The 19,155-nt window shown below is 51.5% G+C and carries 17 protein-coding genes; 7 read left to right on the plus strand and 10 right to left on the minus strand.

The genetic code is table 11. The annotated features are described in order from the left end of the window. Positions 1-32: 32 nt before the first annotated feature. Both P4D80_RS19515 and P4D80_RS19520 read right to left on the minus strand, forming a co-directional pair. Positions 33-1,883, minus strand: a complete 1,851-nt coding sequence (locus tag P4D80_RS19515) for a peptidoglycan D,D-transpeptidase FtsI family protein (RefSeq protein ID WP_421655676.1) — start codon at positions 1,881-1,883, stop codon at positions 33-35. 198 nt (positions 1,884-2,081) lie between these two features. Further along, the gene (locus tag P4D80_RS19520; RefSeq protein WP_421655677.1) at positions 2,082-2,639 is read right to left on the minus strand and encodes a hypothetical protein; all 558 of its coding nucleotides are present in this window, start codon (positions 2,637-2,639) and stop codon (positions 2,082-2,084) included. A gap of 339 nt (positions 2,640-2,978) precedes the next feature. Here P4D80_RS19520 and P4D80_RS19525 point away from each other — a divergent pair, with 339 nt between their 5' ends. After that, entirely contained in the window at positions 2,979-3,239 is a 261-nt protein-coding gene (locus P4D80_RS19525; RefSeq protein WP_421655678.1) for a DUF3288 family protein, read from the plus strand. A gap of 312 nt (positions 3,240-3,551) precedes the next feature. Here P4D80_RS19525 and P4D80_RS19530 read toward each other — a convergent pair whose 3' ends face one another. Together P4D80_RS19530 and P4D80_RS19535 are read right to left on the minus strand one after the other, a co-directional pair. Next, positions 3,552-4,769: an MlaD family protein gene (locus P4D80_RS19530; protein WP_421655679.1), complete on the minus strand. Its 1,218-nt coding sequence runs from the start codon at positions 4,767-4,769 to the stop codon at positions 3,552-3,554. A gap of 82 nt (positions 4,770-4,851) precedes the next feature. Further along, complete coding sequence (locus tag P4D80_RS19535) at positions 4,852-5,634, minus strand: ABC transporter ATP-binding protein (RefSeq protein ID WP_421655680.1); 783 nt, start codon at positions 5,632-5,634, stop codon at positions 4,852-4,854. A gap of 680 nt (positions 5,635-6,314) precedes the next feature. On the opposite strand from P4D80_RS19535, the gene P4D80_RS19540 reads away from it, so the two are divergent. Continuing rightward, positions 6,315-7,688 carry a gluconeogenesis factor YvcK family protein gene (locus P4D80_RS19540; RefSeq protein ID WP_421655681.1) on the plus strand — a complete coding sequence of 458 codons (1,374 nt, stop codon included), beginning with the start codon at positions 6,315-6,317 and terminating at the stop codon, positions 7,686-7,688. Between the two features lie 238 nt (positions 7,689-7,926). After that, a complete protein-coding gene (tsaE, locus tag P4D80_RS19545) occupies positions 7,927-8,430 on the plus strand; it encodes a tRNA (adenosine(37)-N6)-threonylcarbamoyltransferase complex ATPase subunit type 1 TsaE (protein ID WP_421655682.1) in 504 nt (167 codons plus the stop codon). 425 nt (positions 8,431-8,855) lie between these two features. On the opposite strand, the gene tmk is transcribed toward tsaE, so the two are convergent. Then, on the minus strand, positions 8,856-9,539 hold the full coding sequence (gene tmk, locus P4D80_RS19550) for a dTMP kinase (protein WP_421655683.1): 684 nt from the start codon (positions 9,537-9,539) through the stop codon (positions 8,856-8,858). A gap of 158 nt (positions 9,540-9,697) precedes the next feature. On the opposite strand from tmk, the gene P4D80_RS19555 reads away from it, so the two are divergent. Next, positions 9,698-10,045 (plus strand): hypothetical protein, encoded by a 348-nt coding sequence (locus tag P4D80_RS19555; RefSeq protein WP_421655684.1) that lies wholly within the window; start codon positions 9,698-9,700, stop codon positions 10,043-10,045. Positions 10,046-10,048: 3 nt separating this feature from the next. Here the strand turns inward: P4D80_RS19555 and P4D80_RS19560 are convergent, their stop codons facing one another. Further along, complete coding sequence (locus tag P4D80_RS19560; protein WP_421655685.1) at positions 10,049-10,471, minus strand: FHA domain-containing protein; 423 nt, start codon at positions 10,469-10,471, stop codon at positions 10,049-10,051. 105 nt (positions 10,472-10,576) lie between these two features. Here P4D80_RS19560 and P4D80_RS19565 point away from each other — a divergent pair, with 105 nt between their 5' ends. Next, complete coding sequence (locus tag P4D80_RS19565) at positions 10,577-10,714, plus strand: hypothetical protein (protein WP_421655686.1); 138 nt, start codon at positions 10,577-10,579, stop codon at positions 10,712-10,714. On the opposite strand, the gene P4D80_RS19570 is transcribed toward P4D80_RS19565, so the two are convergent. The 4 genes from P4D80_RS19570 to P4D80_RS19585 all read right to left on the minus strand — a co-directional run bounded on the left by P4D80_RS19570 (position 10,705) and on the right by P4D80_RS19585 (position 15,805). After that, positions 10,705-11,265 carry an FHA domain-containing protein gene (locus P4D80_RS19570; RefSeq protein ID WP_421655687.1) on the minus strand — a complete coding sequence of 187 codons (561 nt, stop codon included), beginning with the start codon at positions 11,263-11,265 and terminating at the stop codon, positions 10,705-10,707. The two genes, P4D80_RS19565 and P4D80_RS19570, sit on opposite strands and share 10 nt — an antisense overlap. A gap of 63 nt (positions 11,266-11,328) precedes the next feature. After that, the gene (locus P4D80_RS19575; protein WP_421655688.1) at positions 11,329-13,968 is read right to left on the minus strand and encodes a heavy metal translocating P-type ATPase; all 2,640 of its coding nucleotides are present in this window, start codon (positions 13,966-13,968) and stop codon (positions 11,329-11,331) included. Positions 13,969-14,037: 69 nt separating this feature from the next. Beyond that, positions 14,038-14,265, minus strand: coding sequence for a hypothetical protein (locus P4D80_RS19580; RefSeq protein WP_421655689.1), 228 nt, complete (start codon positions 14,263-14,265; stop codon positions 14,038-14,040). Between the two features lie 25 nt (positions 14,266-14,290). Further along, positions 14,291-15,805, minus strand: a complete 1,515-nt coding sequence (locus P4D80_RS19585; protein WP_421655690.1) for a type II CAAX prenyl endopeptidase Rce1 family protein — start codon at positions 15,803-15,805, stop codon at positions 14,291-14,293. 487 nt (positions 15,806-16,292) lie between these two features. Between P4D80_RS19585 and P4D80_RS19590 the strand changes: the two genes are divergently transcribed. Together P4D80_RS19590 and P4D80_RS19595 are read left to right on the plus strand one after the other, a co-directional pair. Further along, positions 16,293-17,657: a histidine phosphatase family protein gene (locus P4D80_RS19590; RefSeq protein ID WP_421655691.1), complete on the plus strand. Its 1,365-nt coding sequence runs from the start codon at positions 16,293-16,295 to the stop codon at positions 17,655-17,657. A gap of 142 nt (positions 17,658-17,799) precedes the next feature. Beyond that, positions 17,800-19,107 carry a dihydroorotase gene (locus P4D80_RS19595; RefSeq protein WP_421655692.1) on the plus strand — a complete coding sequence of 436 codons (1,308 nt, stop codon included), beginning with the start codon at positions 17,800-17,802 and terminating at the stop codon, positions 19,105-19,107. The last annotated feature ends 48 nt before the right edge of the window (positions 19,108-19,155 follow it).

The following is a 19,155-nucleotide window of genomic DNA, read 5'->3' on the forward strand; positions in this document are numbered from 1 at the left end:
GATGAGTAGAACCCATACACCTCATCACCTCCTCAGGGAGTCTCTTCCGTTTCCGGTTCTGGGCTGGGCGAGGGGCTAGGCGAAACGACTTTGGTGCTGGGTGAAACCTTCTCCAGGGCGATCAGTGTTTCGATAACCGATTTAACGATGGGTGCGGCAACCGTTGAACCAAAGGCGTCACTTCCCTGGGGCTCATCAACAACGGCAACCACAACATAGCGAGGTGAGTCTAATGGAAAAACGCCAACGAAGCTCGTGATTTTAGCATTTTCGAGATAGCCGCCATTGGGATTTGCTTTCTGAGCCGTTCCTGTTTTACCGCCAATTCGGTAGCCCGGAATTTGAGCGCTCTTGCCGGTGCCATCTGTCACAACGGTTTCCATCATGGCCAGAACCGCTTGAGTGTTGGCTCTAGAAAAGATGGGGCGGGGGGCCGGGAGGTTGGGTTGCCAGTAGAGTTGTCCATTGGCATCAAACAATCCCCGAATTACATGGGGGGTAACGATTTTGCCACCATTTGCCAGGGAGGAATGTAACTGAGCCAGTTGGATAGGAGTAAGTGAGAAACCCTGACCAAAGGCTGCGGTTGCCCGCTCTATAGAGGAGTTGATAAAGGTATCGCTGTCCTTAAATTGACCCGGTGATTCGGAAGGCAGGTCAATTCCGGTGAGTTCACCTATGCCGAGGCGCTTTAGCCAGCGGTAGTAAGTGACAGGCTTAATTTGCTGGATGATATGCACCATGCCGACGTTGCTGGAGAATTTGATAATGTCGGTGACGCTAATGGTTCCTCTGCCGCCAGAGGTGGAAAAGTCGTAGTTTTGGATCGGCCAGCCAGCGATAGTAATTTGCCCTTCGTCGTAAAACATGCTGTTGGATTTGATTGCACCATCCTCCAGCGCGATCGCGACATTAATGGGCTTAAAGGTTGATCCGGGTTCATAGAGATCGGTAATGGCCCAATTTTTGAACCGTTCTACCGGGTACTTGTAGTAAAGGTTGGGATCGTAGGACGGGGCGGTGACCAGAGACAGGAGGGAACCATCCCATGCATCCATAACAATCACAGCGCCGCGCTTGGCATTGAACTGCTTGATTTGTTGCCGGAGGGCGTTTAAACCAGCTCGTTGCAGCCGATTGTCGATGGTTAGCTGTAATTGCAACGCATCCATGTTTAAGAAACCGGATGGTACATCATCGGGTAGGAATGAACCATCCCCAGTTCGGCGTAGTATCACATCTTTGGCTCTTCGTTCTAATAAGTTTTGCTGGCTCAGTTCGATTCCCGCCTGCCCTTTTTGGTCATCGTTGACATAGCCGACAACATCCGCCGTCAGGTCTTGCTGAGGATAAAAGCGCTGTTGATGCTGAATCAGTTCGAGCCCGTCAATACGAAGGCTGGTAATGCGATCGCCAATATTTTCAGACAAAGAATTTTGGATGCGAATGCCACTTTCCCCTTCACCCAACTTTTTGATTAACTTATCGACTGATAGATTGAGAACAGGCGCAAGTTTAGCCGCAATTTCTTCTTTCGATTGTTTAAAGAGTTTGGGATGGGCAAAGAGGGTGTAGACCGGACGATCCAGAGCCAGGACGGCTCCAGTGCGGTCAATAATTTGTCTGCGAGGAACAAACGGACGCAGATAAACCATTTGCTGGTCCCGCGCCTTTCGTTGAAGCTCAGGAGCCTGCACCACCTGAAGCCGAAATAGATTCAGAGCCAGCCCCCCTGCGCTTGCGACTAAAGTTCCCCAAACAAGCATCAGCCTGAGGGGAGAGGGTTCTGCTTTGGAGATGGATAATCTCTGCCGGAATCGACTGCCTGCAACCGAAAGCCGACGACTGCGATGAGAGTGAAGAGAGCGAGAGCGACTACCCATAGCTAGACGGAAGGGAATTAGTGGACGATGGCATAAGTCCAGTAAGCATTGGGTTGGGGAGTGGGCATTAGAGGGAGCCAGAATGGTATCCGTATTCCTGCCGTGCTGTACTAGCGACGATGAATTGCATACGGTGCTGCGAATGAAAATAAGCTACTCGCTGTTAGCAGTTGGCTATTTTCAAATTAGTAGCTCAATTTAGTAGCTCAATGGCTTATTGGGCTGGGGTTCTACCAGGGGAACTGGCGGCTTGATTGGCTGCCCACGGCGCTTGGGAGCAGGCTGTAAAAAGATTGTGCTGGCGGAGGTTTTGCTAATCAACCCTGCACCGGGCCGTTCTGCCTGCCTGGCAATGTAATTTCGCATATTTTCACGGGCGGCAATCATTTCCCGTTCTTGTCGCTGCAACCCCTTCAGCTTGTGATAGTCCCGGCTCCAGAGGTGCTGAGTATAAACTGTGCTGCTATAAACAATTAGGGTTGCGATCGCCAGCAAAAACACCACAATGACGGAACCTCGGTGTAGACCAATCAGCCATCGTAGCCACAACGGCATTGGTTGTGATACTGGCAAACGCCGCACAGTCGAACCCGAATAGTTCGTAGGGAAGGGAAGCGGCCCTGAGCGAGTTGGGGCCGTTCGAGGGGCTTGCCGGATACTGCGAACAGAACTCGATTGGCCCGGTATCGGATAAAGCGGAGGACAGCGTGAAGAAGAACGCCGAGAACGAGTTTGGGACTTGTACGCATTGGACATTAGCTTTTCATCAACTCCTCTCGCTGTCTCTGCCAATGAAGCTCCCACAATCCTCATTGCCAAATGAACCTACGGGTCTGTCAAGACTGTTTTGAGGGGTTGAAAACTCTTAAAACACCCCGAAAATCAATTTTATAGACTTGGGCTACCCTCAAATCTATCCTGACGGACTATTAGCTCCAGGTAAGAATTTTGATTGGAATAATCCAGTGCAACGATATCAGGGTTTGTCCAAAATATCCACATTGTAAACAAAAATTACAGGATAAGCGATCGCTCCCTAGCATTGACTGTTAGGATACTAGCCGGAAGTTAAGCCTTTGCTTAAAGAGGTTCAAAATGGCTGAGGAGTTTGAGAAGAAAGACCAACAGCATCCTCTCTGGAGTAGCGATCGTCAGATCGTCAACACTCTGCTGGCAGGAGAGCCTACCGACTACAACCTGGCAGAACTGGCACGCCTGCGAATCCGCTATCACGGTTTCCCTGGTGCCAGAGATATTCAGACAGATTTGAACAAAATTCTCAAACGGTGGAATCTGACCGAAGAGATGCTACACGAAAAAAACCCGTCAGATCCATGCCACAACCCAGGTCTATAAAGGGCGCGGAACGCAGCGGGAGGATTGGAGTTAGAGGGGGGGGAAGGGGGAAGTAGCAGGAGTCAGGAGTCAGGAGTCGGGAGTCAGAAGGCAGGAGCCAAAAGAGGAAAGGTGGTGGGGTAAAGAAATATAGCGGTAGCCACCAGGCTCAGGACAGGGTGCAAGGGTGGAACCCCTGGCTGGGGCAAAGCCCCACACCCTCTTAAAACCAATGTCCTAAGCAACCTGGCGACAGTTATAAAGAAGAGTTGATGGGGGAAGAGGGGAAAGGATTTAGCTCCTTCACTCCTTCATTCCCTAGTTTCTAAGGGGTTAGAGGGGGGTGGCATTGGGCTCAGGCGTAGGAGTCCTGGCTTTACTGGTGGGCTTTTCTGAAGCAGGGGAAGTTGAGTCGAGCTCGGTAGCGATCGCGGCCATCGGTGCTAAAAACTGAGCATAGTGAGCCTGCTGATGCAACTGCTGAGTCGAGGAAACCAATTGGCTTAACCCGTTCACCAGCCTCCTCAAGTTTTCCCGAAACGCAGGGTCTCCGGTCAGTTCATCCAGATCGGATGTGATTTTTTGGGCATTGAGAAAAGTCGCTCTGGCAGAGTCAAGGGTTTGTTGCAGGGCTAAAACGTTGGCGGGACTATTGAGTGCCTTTGAAACATCTCGCAGGCTAGCAGAGGCTTCTGCCGCATTCGCTGCCAAAATTTCCAGATTTTGCAGCAGCCGCCCCTGCTGAATCCGGCTGACAAGGGGATCCAGATTGGTGGTTGTCGTGCGTAACTGGGCTGTGATCTGATTGATATTATCTAGCGTACTGACCAGGGTTGCCCGGTTGCTGACCAGCAGGGCGTTAATTTCATCGGCTGTCAGTCCCAGCTTGCCTGCGGTTTCGGATACAGACTGGGCGGCCCCAGAAAAGGTGGAAATTTCTTGCTTGGCAACTTTGGCAGTAGCACCGAACTCGCGGCTCAGTTTAGCCACCTCTAATGCAGCCTCAGCAGTGTTTCTGGCAACAGCATTCACATTCTCAAAGAATTTTGGATCGCTGTATACGTCGGCAAAACGAGTAGAAGCCCGGATCAATTCATCCACGCTGACCCCCACCTGGCCAGGTAGACGATCTTCGTGGCACACAATCAGATTGCTGTCACACTTGGGGTCAAGGGGTTTGGCGACAGCGGTGGTTGCGAGGGGCTTTGTGGGATTGATTTGAATGAATGTACTGCCTAAAAGCCCTGACTGGCTGGCTTCTACAACGACATTTCTGGGAATGATTAGATCGGCTGGAGCAATTTCCACCTCAACCTCAACCCCATTGGGACCGGGTCGGGTTTCCGTAATTTTGCCAACATTGAGACCCCGGTATCGAACGGGAGCTCCCACTTCTAAGCCTGCAATATTGGCAAATTCGATGATGACCTTGTAGCTACGTTGACCCAGGGTCAGTCCCCGTAACCACAGGATAAGCCCGGCAAAAAGACCGAGCCCTACCAGAATCAACAACCCTACGGAGCCCTCCCGAATTGTTCGCGATCGCATCATATTCCTCACAGCTTCTGGTTGTCATCAGACAAAATTGGCAGTGATTGAGTTGTCAATTCCTCAAGATACTCCCAATCGTGCCTTAGCCAATCACTTGAATGGGTCCTTCAACCTTCCCACTAAAAAATTGCCGAATCAAGGGGTTATCTGTAGAGTCAATTGCGTCAACGGATCCCTCCCACTGCACCTTTCCTTGATAGAGAAAGACAACCCGATCCGTTGTACGGCGGATGGTGCTTTCCTGGTGCGTGACCATGACGTAGGTGCTACATCCAACAGGGATGTGCTGGAGCTGGCGGATCAGGTCTTCAATCACCGTTGAGGCGATGGGGTCAAGGCCCGCAGTTGGTTCATCATAGAGCAGCACTTCAGGGGTGTCTTTGGGATTATCGGGGTTGGACATAATTGCCCGGGCAAAGCTGACCCGCTTTCGCATACCACCCGAAAGCTCTGCCGGGAAGCGATCGCTAATGCCGGATAGCCCCACCATTTCTAGCCGTTGCTCTACCAGTTCCCGAATTCGCTGGCGGGGCAATTTGGAGTGCTGATAGAGTAAAAAACCAACATTCTCATCCACCGTCAAGGAATCGAACAAGGCTGCTTGCTGGAATACCATTCCAATTCCAATCGGGTCTTCTGAGTCATCAATCAACCCTTGCCGCCGCTGCCCCTGGACATACACTTCCCCTGAGTCAGGGGCCAGCAACCCAGCAATAATTCGCAGAATGGTTGATTTACCGGTGCCTGACGGACCAATAATGCCCAGTGCTTCTCCCCGATAAATGGTCAGGTCAACATTATCCAGCACAACGTTGCTGCCAAAGGCTTTGGAGATTCCCTTAAGTTCAATCAACGGTTCAGCCATTAGCAATGGGGACAGCCTAACCACCAGTCTAAATCTTGGAAAACAAACATCTCTGCTTGGAATGTCTACAGGGAGTGGGTGGGGTTTACAGGTTATGTATAGAGCAGTGGATCGTTCGTACGCAATGAGGGCGATCGCCGCTGTACACCCTCTCTTCTCTCCAGGATTAACAAATGCCGAAATCTATACCTTACCAAAGTCTGTAGACGTTACTTCATAGGCCTTGGGGGAATATAAAGCGGTATCCTACACCATTCTTTAACACTGAATGATCGTCAGCACGCTTAATGTAGTGAAGATTTTGAAAGGAATGGGATAGAATTTCCTGGGTTTTACTTGACCAATAATTCAGTTTTAGCAGCGCTCAATTTACTTGTTGTGCCTGGCTCGTCTCACACTTAGCTAATGCAATCAAACGGCCTGATTTTTAGACCGATCAGTAAAATCTTTAGGAATTCTAACTCGGGGTTCCTGACTCTCCAAAATGCGGATGGTATGGTTAATCAGGGCATCTCATTGAGACCTGTAGCGTCCAAACGTATTCGCATCAGAGAGTTTTATACCTCGACCGATTCATATTTCAGTTCGTTGAATTGAAATGAAGAACTTGGGTTATTCTGCTGCTGTAGCAATCCTATCTACGGGCAAACCCTTCCCTCAGTCCCTGTTTGTGCCTAACCATGACAATCGGTTTACTGAAACACGCGCTTCATGTACTTCGGCAAGAGTCGCTATACCGCACTCCTAACCGGGTGAACCAGTGGTTCAAGTGGCTGTCTCCCGGGTTGTTGGTGAAGCGTTGGCTGCTGTTGAGCGCCAGCGGTGTGATGTTGACATTTCTGGGGCTTGCGATCTGGATGAAGCGTACCCCGGTCTACTACATCACCCAGTTCATTGGGGATGTTCTTCAAACCATTACCGATGTGCTTCCCAGCCATGTCAGTGGTCCGCTAGCGATCGCAACCGGACTGTTGTTAGTCTGGTGGGGGCAAACCCGCACCCTAGGTTCCATCACCGAAGTGTTGATGCCCGACCGAGATGAAGAGTTGGTGGATTTGCTATTAGCCCATCGGCGACTGCACCGTGGCCCTCGGATTGTGGTGGTTGGAGGTGGAACAGGGCTTTCTAACCTGTTACGGGGCTTAAAGGAATACAGTGCGAATATCACAGCAATTGTCACCGTTGCTGATGATGGTGGCTCTTCAGGTCGGTTACGGCGAGAGATTGGAGTGCTACCACCGGGCGATATCCGCAACTGTCTGGCAGCTCTGGCTGATGAGGAACGGTTAGTGACTGAGCTATTTCAGTACCGTTTCCGGGCCGGGGATGGGCTGGTTGGGCACAGTTTTGGCAACCTGTTTTTGACTGCTATGAGTGAGGTGACTGGGGATCTGGAGCAGGCGATCGCCGCAAGTTCCCAAGTATTGGCAGTGCGGGGGCAGGTGTTGCCAGCAACCCTGACCGATGTTCGCCTCTGGGCAGAACTGGCGGATGGACGTCGAATTGAAGGCGAGTCCAGTATTACCGAAGCGAAGGGAAAGATCGTGCGAATCGGCTGCACTCCAGCCAACCCTCCTGCTTTGCCGAAGGCGGTCAAGGCAATTCGGGAAGCTGATTTCATTATCATTGGCCCAGGTAGCCTCTATACCAGTATTATTCCCAATCTACTGGTGCCGGAGATTACTGAAGCGATCGCCCAGCGAGATGTCCCTCGCATTTACGTCTGCAATATCATGACTCAGGAAGGCGAAACGGAAGGGTACAGCGTCGGGGATCACATCCGGGCGATCGACAAAGCCTGCGGCAAAAAGTTGTTTGAAGCCGTATTGGTGCAGAAAAAAGTACCCTCAGCCAGAGCCCTGATTCGTTATGCTCAAGAAAACTCCAACCCTGTTCCCCTTGACCGGGATGTATTGACCCGTTTGGGCCGCCGCGCCATCCTGGCAGACGTGATGCACGAAGATGAGCAAACAGGCTTAATTCGCCATGATCCCATCGCTCTGGCGAGAGTTTTACTGCGCTGGTATAGCCGGGTAGAAGGAGTTGTGAAATAGCAAGGCAAAAGGTAGGAGCAGAGGCGACGGGCAATGGGCAATTCTCTCTTCTTGTGCCTGCTGTCTGTCACTTTCTAAGCAACCAGTTCTAAGCAACTAACAACTGCACCTCTGGTATTGCTCTACACAAACGCGTCAGGACATTGGGCTTAAGGGGGGGCACCGCTCCCAGCCAGGGGTGGAACTCCTGCCCCCCGTCCTGACCACAATCACGACCGCTATATTTTCCTTTCTTAGAATGAGAAATCCTCCTCCACCCAGAATCCTTTTTCTCCCAGATGCGGAAGCTACCCGGCAATTAGGAGTGCAATTGGGGCGGGTGCTTCCGGCTGGAACTGTGGTTCTGTTGGAGGGTAATTTAGGTAGTGGTAAAACAACGCTGGTGCAAGGAATTGGGCAGGGTTTAGGAATTCCAGATGCGGTTGACAGCCCGACGTTTACGCTGATCAATGAGTATTTGGGCGGGCGATTGCCGCTTTACCACCTGGATCTTTACCGGCTAAATTCGGCGGAGGTGGCTGATCTTTATCCCGAAACCTATTGGGAAGGGGTTGAGGCTGAACCAGGAATTGTGGCGATCGAATGGGCTGAACGGTTGCCTTACCGCCCCCCAGCCTATTTGCATGCCCAGCTTACCTGCAGTGGTTCAGGGCGACGGGTGACATTGATTCCAGTAGGTGAATCTGGTTTAGAGGCAGTGGTAGAAGCGGTATGGGTGAGGGCTTTAGAGGTGGATGAGTAATGAAGTAATGGAGTGATGGAGTAGTTTGGATGAAATAAAAATTGTAGGGGGTTTTACCGGGGTGGGTGCGATTCTGAAGGTTGAGAACTAGCAGCCTCGCGATCGCGCTTATTCCAGCGCAAACTCCCAAACCTGAGTCCATCAGAGCAGTCAGGAGCCAAAAACTCCAGATCTACTGCCCATCAGGTCGATCATGTCTGTATTTTAGAATATAGTTCTACGCGGGTGCGTTAGGACGTTGGAATTAGAGAGGGAGTGGGGGCGAAGCCCCCAGCCAGGGGTTTCACCCCTGCACCCCGTCCTAACCATAATGACTACCGCTATACAAATCGGATTGAGTTTGAAAGGAAGGAAAACCTTAACAAGGGGTAGATAGGCTACTCATCCACCCATCCACCCTCCCACTCCATGACTCCATCACTCACTCATCCACTCCCATACCACTCCTCCAGCCGCTGGGTTAAGATTTGTTGGATTTGTTCAGCCACTTCGGCTTCAGAGCCGCTGGCGTTGATGCGGGTAATGCGATGGGGATGGGCATGGGCCAGTTCGGTGAAGCCTTGCTGGACCCGCTGGTGAAAGGCGAGGTCTGCTTGCTCGATGCGATCGCGAGTTCCCCGCTGCCGGGTTCTTGCCAGTCCAGTTTTGACATCCAGGTCAAGCCAGAGTGTCAGGTCACTGACCAGGCCACCTGTTGCAATCTGATTTAGTTGGTCAATAAGAGCCAGGTCCAGCCCCCGACCATAGCCCTGGTAGGCAATGGTCGAATCCGTGTAGCGATCGCACAAAATGAGGGAGCCCTTTGCTAAATGCGGGCGCAGAAATCCTTCTACATGTTGAGCCCGGTCTGCCGCGTACAGCAATAACTCAGCCCGATCTTGAATGGTTTCCTGGGTGGGTTGCCCTAGCAAAATCTGGCGGACAGCCGCACCCAATTCGGTGCCGCCAGGCTCCCGTGTAGCGATGACCTCCTGGAGATACCCTTTCGATTGCAATAGCGCCAGCCAGCCACTTTCTGTCAGCCATTGCTGCGATCGCTGGAGTTGAGTTGTTTTTCCACATCCCTCCACCCCCTCAAACACGATAAATTTGCCTAGCTTTTCGTTCATCCCTCATCCCATTTGAAAAACTTCCCAGACCAGAGATTTCTTCGGTTTACTCAACACACATCGGCAACTGTTGATACTCTAGACTGTGTACAACCATGCCATGCTTAAAGAAAAGCTATGATGGCTAAAAACTTGACGTCACGCGCTAGGGGTTAATCATGGCTCGTTACACTTGTTTAGTCACCGTTGAAGCTTCGGAAAGCGGCATCAAGCAACCGCTGGGCCAAACGCTAGAATCCTGCAACTTTGACATCATTTATGAAGCGGGAGATTACCTTGTTGCCCGCGAAGTTCCCGGTGGCGTTGCTTACCCAAAACTGGTGACGGTTGAAGTTTTAATTGACGAAACCCCTCAGGAAGAGCGGGGAGTCCGCATGAATTTTGTCATGAAGAATGAAGAACTCCCTCTTCATAGCAACAATCACTGCCGACAAATGTTTGATCGCGTTAACCGGGCGATCGCAGAGAACAATCAATGGCAACTTATAGAAGCCGTGGCAGGCTAGTCCTTAGTCCTCCGGATCGCCCACCATGTTTGGACTAATCAGCGTAATATCAAATTCATCTGGTGGGACTGTCAAAATTGCATCCCGCTTCAATAAATAATAGATTGCGCGGACTTGAGGACCAAAGACAATTTCATCTTCATTCCGAAGGTCATGGGCTTGAAGCTTACGCCCATTGATTAGCAACCCGTTAGCGCTGGGCTTGCCCTTCAAATTGCCATCTACGATCCGGTAATAGTAGCTGCCGTCTTCATTGAGCAACTGCACGAGCGTAGCATGCCGCCGGGAAACAAACTGCGAGACCAGCCGAATGTCACACTTGGGATCTCGGCCAATGGAATAGACGGAACGATCCAGAACAAATTCTCGGCGTCCCTTGTCATCTTCGATAATGAGCAGATGATTTTGATGTGGTTCTGAAGGCATTGAATGATGGGATGGCGCAGTTGAGTTCAAGGAACCAATCCTGATAGACGTAGAGAACAAGCAGAGCCACTGTTGCCCTAATTAAACAATGCTGATGAGGGAACAGTGCTTCTATCAATATCACCGGGTCCAACCAATCGATTCTACACTGTCACTCTGGCGATCGTGCATCAGCATAATCCTGGCTACTCTATGCTCACGAACACAGAGGTATCGGTAATTACGGTGATTTGTCACTTCTGAAGCGTAATCCCCCTCTCTCGCCTGAAGTTCAGAAACTTGAGCAGGGATTGTCCGCGCTTACCTACTAAATTGAACTGTCGCGGCGGTTTGCTCAAAGGAATTTCCAGAGCATCCAACGAGTCTGTAGTGTAGGACTTATCGGCTGTCCGGGGATTAATCAGCGTCACGTCATCAAATGTGCCATCGGGAGGTTCAGTTGGTGCTGGATCACGACTGAGACAGTAGTAAGTAAACTTGACCTGGGGGCCAAAAACGACCTCATCTTCGTTTTGTAGGTCATGGGATTGGATTTTTTTGTCATTTACCAACAGCCCGTTGGCGCTGCGCTGCCCATCCAGATCGCCATCGATGATGCGGTAGGAGTAGCCACCTTGTGCACTGGCGACCTGTACCAGTGTGGCGTGACGACGAGAGACAAACAGGGATGCCAGGCGAATGTCGCAATCAACATCACGACCAATCGAATACACTGGCTTGTCGAGGATAAGCTGACGATTTCCTTTGTCGTCTTCAATAATTAACAGGTGCTTTTGACTGGGTTCCAGGGGCATTGGACAATAACGATACGATGTGAACTAAGACAGGCAGGGTAAACACGCTCTTTTTCGACTCAATCATACGGATGTAGCTGTCGCTTCTGTGGGTTGCAATGAAGCGAAAGTCAGGTAAAGCAACAGGGAATTAGTCACAACGCTAATCGAACTAAACGCCATCATAGCGCCTGCCGCAGCGGGACTCAACAGAATACCCAAGGTCGGCAGTAGCACTCCTGCGGCCAGGGGAATCCCCAGGATATTGTAGGCAAATGCCCAGAGCAAGTTCTGGCGAATTTTGTTGAAGGTTGCCCGGCTGAGCCGAATGGCTTCGATGACATCGCTGAGGCGATCGCGCATCAAAATAATTCCAGCAGTTTCTACGGCTAAATCGGTTCCAGAGTGTAGCGCGATTCCTACATCGGCCTGAGCCAGAGCCGGGGCGTCGTTGATACCGTCGCCCACCATAGCAATGTGATGGCCCTGTTCCTGAAGTTGGGCAATGGTTTTCACTTTACCGTCTGGCGGCACCTCTGCCAGGATATGGTCGAGGGATAGCCCCAGGGGTTGGGCGACTGCCCGCGCTGCTTCCTGGCGATCGCCAGTCATCAGCAGCACTTTGAGCCCCATTTGCTTTAAGGCATTGATAGTGTTGACCGCATCTGGTCTTAAAGAATCCGCCACGGCAATCAGTCCGATGAGTGTTCCAGCCACGGCTCCATAGATGACCGTCTTTCCACTACTGGCGAGGTTCTGCGCCTGTACTTTTGCCTCCTCCGTCACTTCGATCCCGTTTTGCTGCAACCAGGTTGGAGTTCCCAACACCACTCGAAGGCCCGGATTAATCCCTTGTTCGCCAACCAGAACCGTAGCCGCGACTCCCAACCCCGGTTCAGTTACAAAGTCCCGCGCTGGCAGAAGCGTCAGTTCTTCTCGCTCGGCGGCTTGCCGAATCGCGATCGCGAGGGGGTGGCGGGTGCCCGTTTCAACACTGGCCGCAAGTTGGAGGAGGAGAGAAGTTGTTAGCTGTTGGTTATTAGTTCTTAGTGAGGGGAGGTTTTGAGTTTCAAGTTTTGAGCTTTGAGTTTTGGATGAAGGCAACAGGCAACAGGCAATAGGCAGTAGAGATTCCTCCTGCCTCCCCCCTGGCTGGAGAATAATGCAGTCGGTCACAGTGGGTTTACCAGTTGTCAGGGTGCCAGTCTTGTCCAGAACCACGGTGTCCAGGTGGTGAACTCGCTCCAGGATATCTCCGCCACGAATGAGCAATCCCCGTTCTGCGCCAATGCCGGAGCCGACTAGAATTGCCATTGGAGTTGCCAGGCCGAGGGCGCAGGGGCAGGCAATCACAAGGACTGCGATCGCCAGTTTGAGACTGAGCAGTAGGGGCGAAACGGCAGGGAGGAGGGCAGGGTCGGTCAGCAGGTGATGCGCCATCGAATGCCCATGCTCCATCATTTTTGTGGCCAGGGTAGAAGTAGTTCCCTGCCCACTGTTGTCTAAGCTGTTGAACCAGAGGCGAGTGCCGATGAAATACCAGAAAAGAAAGGTGAGGGAGGCGATCGCTATTACCCCGTAGGTAAAGTAACCAGCAACGGTATCAGCCACGGCTTGAATCGGCGCTTTGCGAGTCTGTGCGGTTTCAACCAGGGCAATCATTTGAGCCAGAGTGGTGTCCCGCCCCGTGCGGCTTGCTTGCAGAGCGATCGCGCCAGATTGATTGAGGGTACCTGCTGCTACCCAGTCTCCGGGCTGCTTTAAGACGGGCATGGGTTCCCCAGTCAACATCGATTCATCGACTGTGGTTTGTCCAACCACAATTTCCCCATCCACAGGAATTTTGTCTCCCGGTAGCACCTGTAGCCACTCTCCAATGCGAACACGATCCGCCGGAATTTCGATACAGGATTGGGGGATAAAGGACCGGGAATGGTCAGAAGGAGCAATGGCTTCCTGCTCTTCACTGCCCGCTCTCCGTATCACCCTTGCCACTCTGGGCTGCAAGGCTAATAACGCATGAAAGGCAGATGCCGCGCGAGTCCTGGCTTTTTGTTCTAAAGTCCGCCCCAGCAGGATAAAGCCTACCAGCATGACTGGCTCATCGAAGAAACATTCCCAGCCTAATTGGGGAAATAACAGTGCAACAAGACTGGTCAGGTAAGCGGTTAAAGTTCCTAAACTGACCAGGGTATTCATATTGGGGGCATTGTGGCGTAGCCCGCGCCAGCCCTCTACCAGCATAGAGCGTCCCGGTCCGAGCAGGGCAGCAGTTGCCAACCCACAATGAAACCAGATATTGCTTAAACCGGGAATTGTGAAGCCACCCAGTTGTCCCAAATGGCCCAGAAAGGAAAGGGCCAGCAGGAGGGTTGCGATCGCCAACTGTCTCGTTTGTTGCTGCGACTCCAACCGTCGGCGTTCTTCCAGATTGCTCAATTCTCGTGTATCTATCGTTGCGCCTGGTTGGGGAGAGCGGGGTTGGGCCGGAAATCCAGCATCGGTCAGTTTTTCGGCTAGAGTTTCTGGGCTGACGACTCCCGGTTCACATTCCACGACGGCCACTTCCGTGACCAGATTCACGCAGGCTGAAATTACGCCTGATTGCTGTGTCAATTGGTTTTCCACCGCTTTGACACAACCTGCACATTTCATCCCACTGACATTGAGGGTAATGGTTTCTGTTTTAGAAGAAGGGAGTGTCGTTACTGAAGAGAATTGCATGGAATCTAAAAAACAATTGGTCTCGCTGGTTCTGTGCAGAAAGCACCATTTTTGCAGGGTCATCATCGGTCAGGAATCATTTTCTCGCCGCTGCTTTTGATACCGGGATGTTCCTTTGACTTGCCCGCTCCAATAAACATAAAGCAGGTAGAGGCACGCCCCCACCTGGAGTGGCAGCACCACCCAGACACTGAGTAGAAAATGACTATCCAGGCTGGAATAGGCGCTGAAATAGGCTCCGCCAGCGATCGCCAGTAGCCCTGTTAGAAGTATTTTTTTCTGTTTGAGTATTGCCATGATTTCCAGTCGTTTGGAAATGAGATTAGCCAGAGTTGCCCAGGATCATCAGGCTCAGAAGTGTACCACTGTTCCATAGGCTATGAAGCAGTATGGAGGAAAGCAGGTTCCGCGATCGGAAATAAACGAAACCCAGTACAATTCCCAGTGTAGTCAGCGGCAGCACCTCTGACAGGTTGAGGTGCGCAACGGCAAAAATCAGAGCGCTGAGCGCGATCGCACCCCAAATGGACATGTAGCGGGTCAGAGAAGGCAGCAAAAAGCCACGAAACAGGGTTTCCTCGAAGATAGGAGCTGCTACCGAAGCTGTTAAAAAGAAAATGGCCAGGGCAACGTTATCTTTCACCTCCAGGGCGATCGGTAGAATTGGGTTGCTTCCCCCCTGCCCTTTCCAGATTGCCTGATTAACTAGCGAGACTACAATCACCAGAGGCAGCGCTGCAAAGTAACCCCCAAAACCCCACCAGAACCAGCCTCCCTTCCAATTGAACCGGAACCAGCCCTCTGGGAGGGGAAAAAATTCTCTAATTGACAGGTAAAGTACCCCCAATCCTCCAATGGTCAGCAGTAGGTAGTCCACCAAGACATAAACGGCCTTCGCCCGCACACCCACTGCTGATGGACTAAACCCGGAAAGCGCTCGTACAATGTCCAGAACAAGCGGCAGCAAAATCTGACCCATCAAGAAAAAGCCAAAAATCAGCACCTGCCAGACCAGTTCCCCATCCCAGGGAACTGACCAGGTTGCCATTCCATCAGCAGCAAGGAACGATTGCTTCCGCCTTACAAGCCACTGCCCCAGCAGAAATAGCAGAATACCCATCCCAATCAGACAGCCCAGAACGGGAATGCCGCCTACGATCGCCAAATTGCGGTAGGCGCGTTCTGCTGCCTGTTGTTCTTCCGCTTGCAGTTGGAGCAGCGCATCCTGACGCTGTTGTAACTGGTAAAGCTGAGTCAGCGATCGATAGCGAAACCACCCATCCAGGTTCTTTTTCAGCAACGGTTCCGCATCGGGTGTTAACTGGGGTGGCGTGCTCCATAAACCAACCAGAGCTCCTGCCGTCTTGCTGAGAGACTCTAAACTTGCCTCAGACCCTGCTTGCTGAATTGCCTCGGCCCAGGTTTGTTGAGCGTCATCGATTTGTCCTTTAGCAACCTGCAAAATCCCCATTCTCAAATCCAGCTCCAGTGCAAGCTGCTTTTGCCTGGAAGCGGTCAACTCCAGTGTGCCCGGTTCAACTGGAGATGCATTGAGTAAGGATTGCGTGCGCTCCAGGTTTTTTTGGACCGACTTACGGAAGGTCTGGTACTCTTCTGTGGCGATTTTGATGGGTTCTGCTCCCAGCAAAGCCCGACGGGCAGAATTCAAATTGGTATCATCACCCCGATATTCCGATGCTTGCAGCACCAGATTCGTTTGATAAAGCTCCAATCGACTCTGGAATTGAGGCTGACTCCAGCTTTGCCATAGCCGCAAACCGACGGAAAACACTACGCACACCGTCAGCACAATTAAAACCAATCGCTTGAATGTCATAACCCCTTCCCCAATGACCAAGACCCGCCAGTTTGCCTTTGCAATTTCGGTAAACTGCCTGAGAGGATTATGACACTGTAGTTGCTTCCACCCGTCATTCTGCAAGAGGATTGTATTGAATAGGGAAAGGAGAAAGAAGGAAGAAGAAAGGAGAAAGAAAGACGCCAGGAGTCAGGAGTGAGGGTAGGGGGTGATAGGGTAATAGGAGTGATAGGGTAATAGGGGATTTCATACTCCATCAGGTATCCACCATCGATCCCTTCCCCCTTCACCTTAAACTCAAAACTCAGAGGTTCTCCTGGCTTGCTGATGAAAGAGTAGCGTATGCTACTTTTTCATCCCAATAAATTTCCTGGAATATTGATTTGGGTTTGGTGATAAGTGAGGTTTATCATCAAACTCTCAGGAGAATCAACTTAGAACTCAAAACTCAAAATTAAAACGCAAAATTCAAAACTTCCCTCCCTCCTCTCATCTCTCACCCTCCATGCCAACTCAATCCTCACCGACCCGCGTTATTCTCGTTCGTCACGGCGAGAGCAGCTTCAACCTTGAGCGCCGAGTTCAGGGACACTGGGACAAATCCACGCTGACCGAAAAAGGACAGGAATCGGCTCGTCAGGTTGGAGATGCCCTCAACGAGATGAAATTTGATGCAGTTTATACCAGTCCCCTCAGCCGTGCGAAAGACACGGCTGAAATTATTCTTTCAAGGCTAAACACTCCCCCTGCAACCCCTCTACAGGTTTCCGATAGCCTGAAGGAAATTAACCTGGTTCTGTGGGAAGGACTGTTGTTTACAGAGGTGGCGGAGAAGTATCCGGAGGAATACCGCAACTGGCAGGAAACCCCCGAAAAGGTGCGGATGGTCATTGATGGACCAGATGGGCGATCGATGGATTTTTACCCTGTTCTGGCTCTCTACGATCAGGCCAGGGATTTTTGGAAGGATTTGCTGCCGCGCCACGTGGGTCAAACGCTTCTGATTGTTGCCCACAGTGGAATCAATCGAGCTTTGGTGAGTACGGCTGTGGGATTGCCCCCGGACCGCTACCAATCTGTTCACCAGTCCAACTGCGGAATCAGTGTCCTAAACTTTTCGGGAGGATGGGGCGATCCCGTTCAGCTAGAGTCGCTCAACCTCACTGCCCATCTGGGAGAACTCTTACCACAGCCGAAGCAGGGACGAAAGGGCCCACGCTTTCTGCTGGTACGTCATGGAGAAACCGACTGGAATCGCCAGAAACGGTTTCAGGGGCAGATTGATGTGCCGCTGAACGATATGGGGCGTGTGCAGGCGCAGAAGGCTGCGGAGTTTTTGAAATCTGTTCCAATTCAGGCCGCAGTTACCAGTCCCATGTTGCGCCCTAGGGAGACTGCTGAAGTTATTCTGCAATATCATCCTGATATTGAGCTGGAATTGGAGGATAACTTGAGGGAGATCAGCCACGGGCTCTGGGAAGGCAAACTGGAGTCTGAGATTGAAGCATCTTATCCGGGTATGCTTCAGCAGTGGCAGAACTCACCAGAAACTGTGCAGATGCCAGAGGGTGAAAACCTCCAACAGGTCTGGGAACGGGCGATCGCCGCCTGGGATAGTATTGTACAGGCTGCTTACCAGCGAGAAGAACCTGGAATTACTCTGGTTGTTGCCCACGATGCGATTAATAAGGCCATCCTCTGTTACGTTCTGGGGTTGGGACCAGACCATTTCTGGAACTTTAAGCAGGGCAATGGAGCCGTTAGCGTTATTGACTATTCCCAGGGATCTGAAAAACCAGTCCTGACTGCGATGAACATCACCAGTCACCTGGGTGGGGTGCTTGATAAAACAGCCGCTGGAGCCCTTTAGAGCTTTGAGTAGTGAATTTTGATGGAGACAACAGGCAGCAGGGGAAAAGGGGATTCCATTCATCCCCCATCCACTCTTTTCCTCTTCTTGTCTCCATTCTTCCATCTTTCTGTTTCCCGACCCCTCTTCCTCTCTTCAGAATATGGATGTTGTTGAACTATTAAAGCAGGTGCGGATTATCGATCCGATCACGGAGACTGATCGAATCGCGGATGTTCTGATCGAAAACGGTACCATTCGGGAAGTAAGTGATAATATTGCTGAGCCGTCTACTGAAACTATCGTTCGCAACTGCCAGGGGCTTGTCCTGGGCCCTGGTCTAGTGGATCTCTATAGCCATTCGGGGGAACCTGGTTTTGAAGAGCGAGAAACTCTGGAATCCCTCATGCAATCTGCAGCAGCAGGCGGTTTTACCCAGGTTGCTATTTTGCCTGACACGGTGCCTGCCATCGATAATCCAGCAAGTGTGACGTGGTTGAAAGAAAAGACCAGGAGTTTGAGAGAATGGCAGGCCAGGAGAGACATAGCCAATCGCCCTTTAATTCCTTACTATCCCCATCTCCACTGTTGGGCTGCGCTTACAGTAGATGTGCAGGGGCAGCAGATGAGCGAGTTGGCAGAACTGGCAGCGGCTAAGATTGTTGGTTTTGCTGATGGCAAACCATTGCATCATCTGACGATGGTGCGCCGTTTGCTAGAGTACTTAAAGCCCTTTGGTAAACCGATCGCACTCTGGGCGTGGGATGTTGGACTGGCGGGCAATGGCGTCATGCGGGAAGGTCAGGAGTCGATTCAGTTTGGTTTGGCAGGAGTGCCTGCGATCGCGGAAACGGCTGCCCTCTCTGCCTTGCTGGAATGCGTCGAAACTATTGCTACCCCGGTTCACCTGATGCGAATTTCCACGGCTCGCAGTGTGGAACTGATACGCGCAGCCAAAGCTCGCGGGGTGCCTGTGACTGCCAGCACTTCCTGGATGCATCTGCTGCTTAATAGTGAAGCCGTTGGTAGCTATGACCCCAACCTGCGATTAACCCCTCCTTTAGGAAATCCCGAAGACCAGATTGCTCTTTTAAGAGGGTTAGAGGAGGGAGTGCTGGATGCGATCGCCATTGACCACACCCCCTACACCTATGAAGAAAAAACCGTCGCTTTTTCCGAAGCTCCTTCCGGTGCAATTGGGCTGGAACTGGCACTGCCGCTACTCTGGGAGAGACTGGTTGAAACGGGTAGATGGTCTGCGCTGGAATTATGGCGTTGCCTCAGCACAAATCCAGCCTTTTGTTTACAGCAGCCGCCTGGAGCGATCGCGCCTGACACTGCCGCAGAACTCACGTTGTTTAATCCCAACCAGCCCTGGACGGTAGAACCCCGCACGCTCAAGTCTCTTTCAAGTAACACCCCCTGGCTGGGATATAAATTGTCAGGGCGGGTTATCAAAACCTGGTGTTGATAAGTTGGATTGTGTAATTTGGATTGTGCCTATCATCTGCTGAATTTC

The sequence above is a fragment of the Leptothermofonsia sp. ETS-13 genome (assembly GCF_049200465.1).
In the GTDB taxonomy this organism is placed as follows: Bacteria; Cyanobacteriota; Cyanobacteriia; order Leptolyngbyales; family Leptolyngbyaceae; genus Leptothermofonsia.

Excerpts from the sequence above, each read along its gene's own strand:
- P4D80_RS19515 (WP_421655676.1), bottom strand. The coding sequence starts at position 1,883 with ATGGGTAGTCGCTCTCGCTCTCTTCACTCTCATCGCAGTCGTCGGCTT.
- P4D80_RS19520 (WP_421655677.1), bottom strand. The coding sequence starts at position 2,639 with ATGTCCAATGCGTACAAGTCCCAAACTCGTTCTCGGCGTTCTTCTTCA.
- P4D80_RS19525 (WP_421655678.1), top strand. The coding sequence starts at position 2,979 with ATGGCTGAGGAGTTTGAGAAGAAAGACCAACAGCATCCTCTCTGGAGT.
- P4D80_RS19530 (WP_421655679.1), bottom strand. The coding sequence starts at position 4,769 with ATGATGCGATCGCGAACAATTCGGGAGGGCTCCGTAGGGTTGTTGATT.
- P4D80_RS19535 (WP_421655680.1), bottom strand. The coding sequence starts at position 5,634 with ATGGCTGAACCGTTGATTGAACTTAAGGGAATCTCCAAAGCCTTTGGC.
- P4D80_RS19540 (WP_421655681.1), top strand. The coding sequence starts at position 6,315 with ATGACAATCGGTTTACTGAAACACGCGCTTCATGTACTTCGGCAAGAG.
- tsaE (WP_421655682.1), top strand. The coding sequence starts at position 7,927 with ATGAGAAATCCTCCTCCACCCAGAATCCTTTTTCTCCCAGATGCGGAA.
- tmk (WP_421655683.1), bottom strand. The coding sequence starts at position 9,539 with ATGAACGAAAAGCTAGGCAAATTTATCGTGTTTGAGGGGGTGGAGGGA.
- P4D80_RS19555 (WP_421655684.1), top strand. The coding sequence starts at position 9,698 with ATGGCTCGTTACACTTGTTTAGTCACCGTTGAAGCTTCGGAAAGCGGC.
- P4D80_RS19560 (WP_421655685.1), bottom strand. The coding sequence starts at position 10,471 with ATGCCTTCAGAACCACATCAAAATCATCTGCTCATTATCGAAGATGAC.
- P4D80_RS19570 (WP_421655687.1), bottom strand. The coding sequence starts at position 11,265 with ATGCCCCTGGAACCCAGTCAAAAGCACCTGTTAATTATTGAAGACGAC.
- P4D80_RS19575 (WP_421655688.1), bottom strand. The coding sequence starts at position 13,968 with ATGCAATTCTCTTCAGTAACGACACTCCCTTCTTCTAAAACAGAAACC.
- P4D80_RS19580 (WP_421655689.1), bottom strand. The coding sequence starts at position 14,265 with ATGGCAATACTCAAACAGAAAAAAATACTTCTAACAGGGCTACTGGCG.
- P4D80_RS19585 (WP_421655690.1), bottom strand. The coding sequence starts at position 15,805 with ATGACATTCAAGCGATTGGTTTTAATTGTGCTGACGGTGTGCGTAGTG.
- P4D80_RS19590 (WP_421655691.1), top strand. The coding sequence starts at position 16,293 with ATGCCAACTCAATCCTCACCGACCCGCGTTATTCTCGTTCGTCACGGC.
- P4D80_RS19595 (WP_421655692.1), top strand. The coding sequence starts at position 17,800 with ATGGATGTTGTTGAACTATTAAAGCAGGTGCGGATTATCGATCCGATC.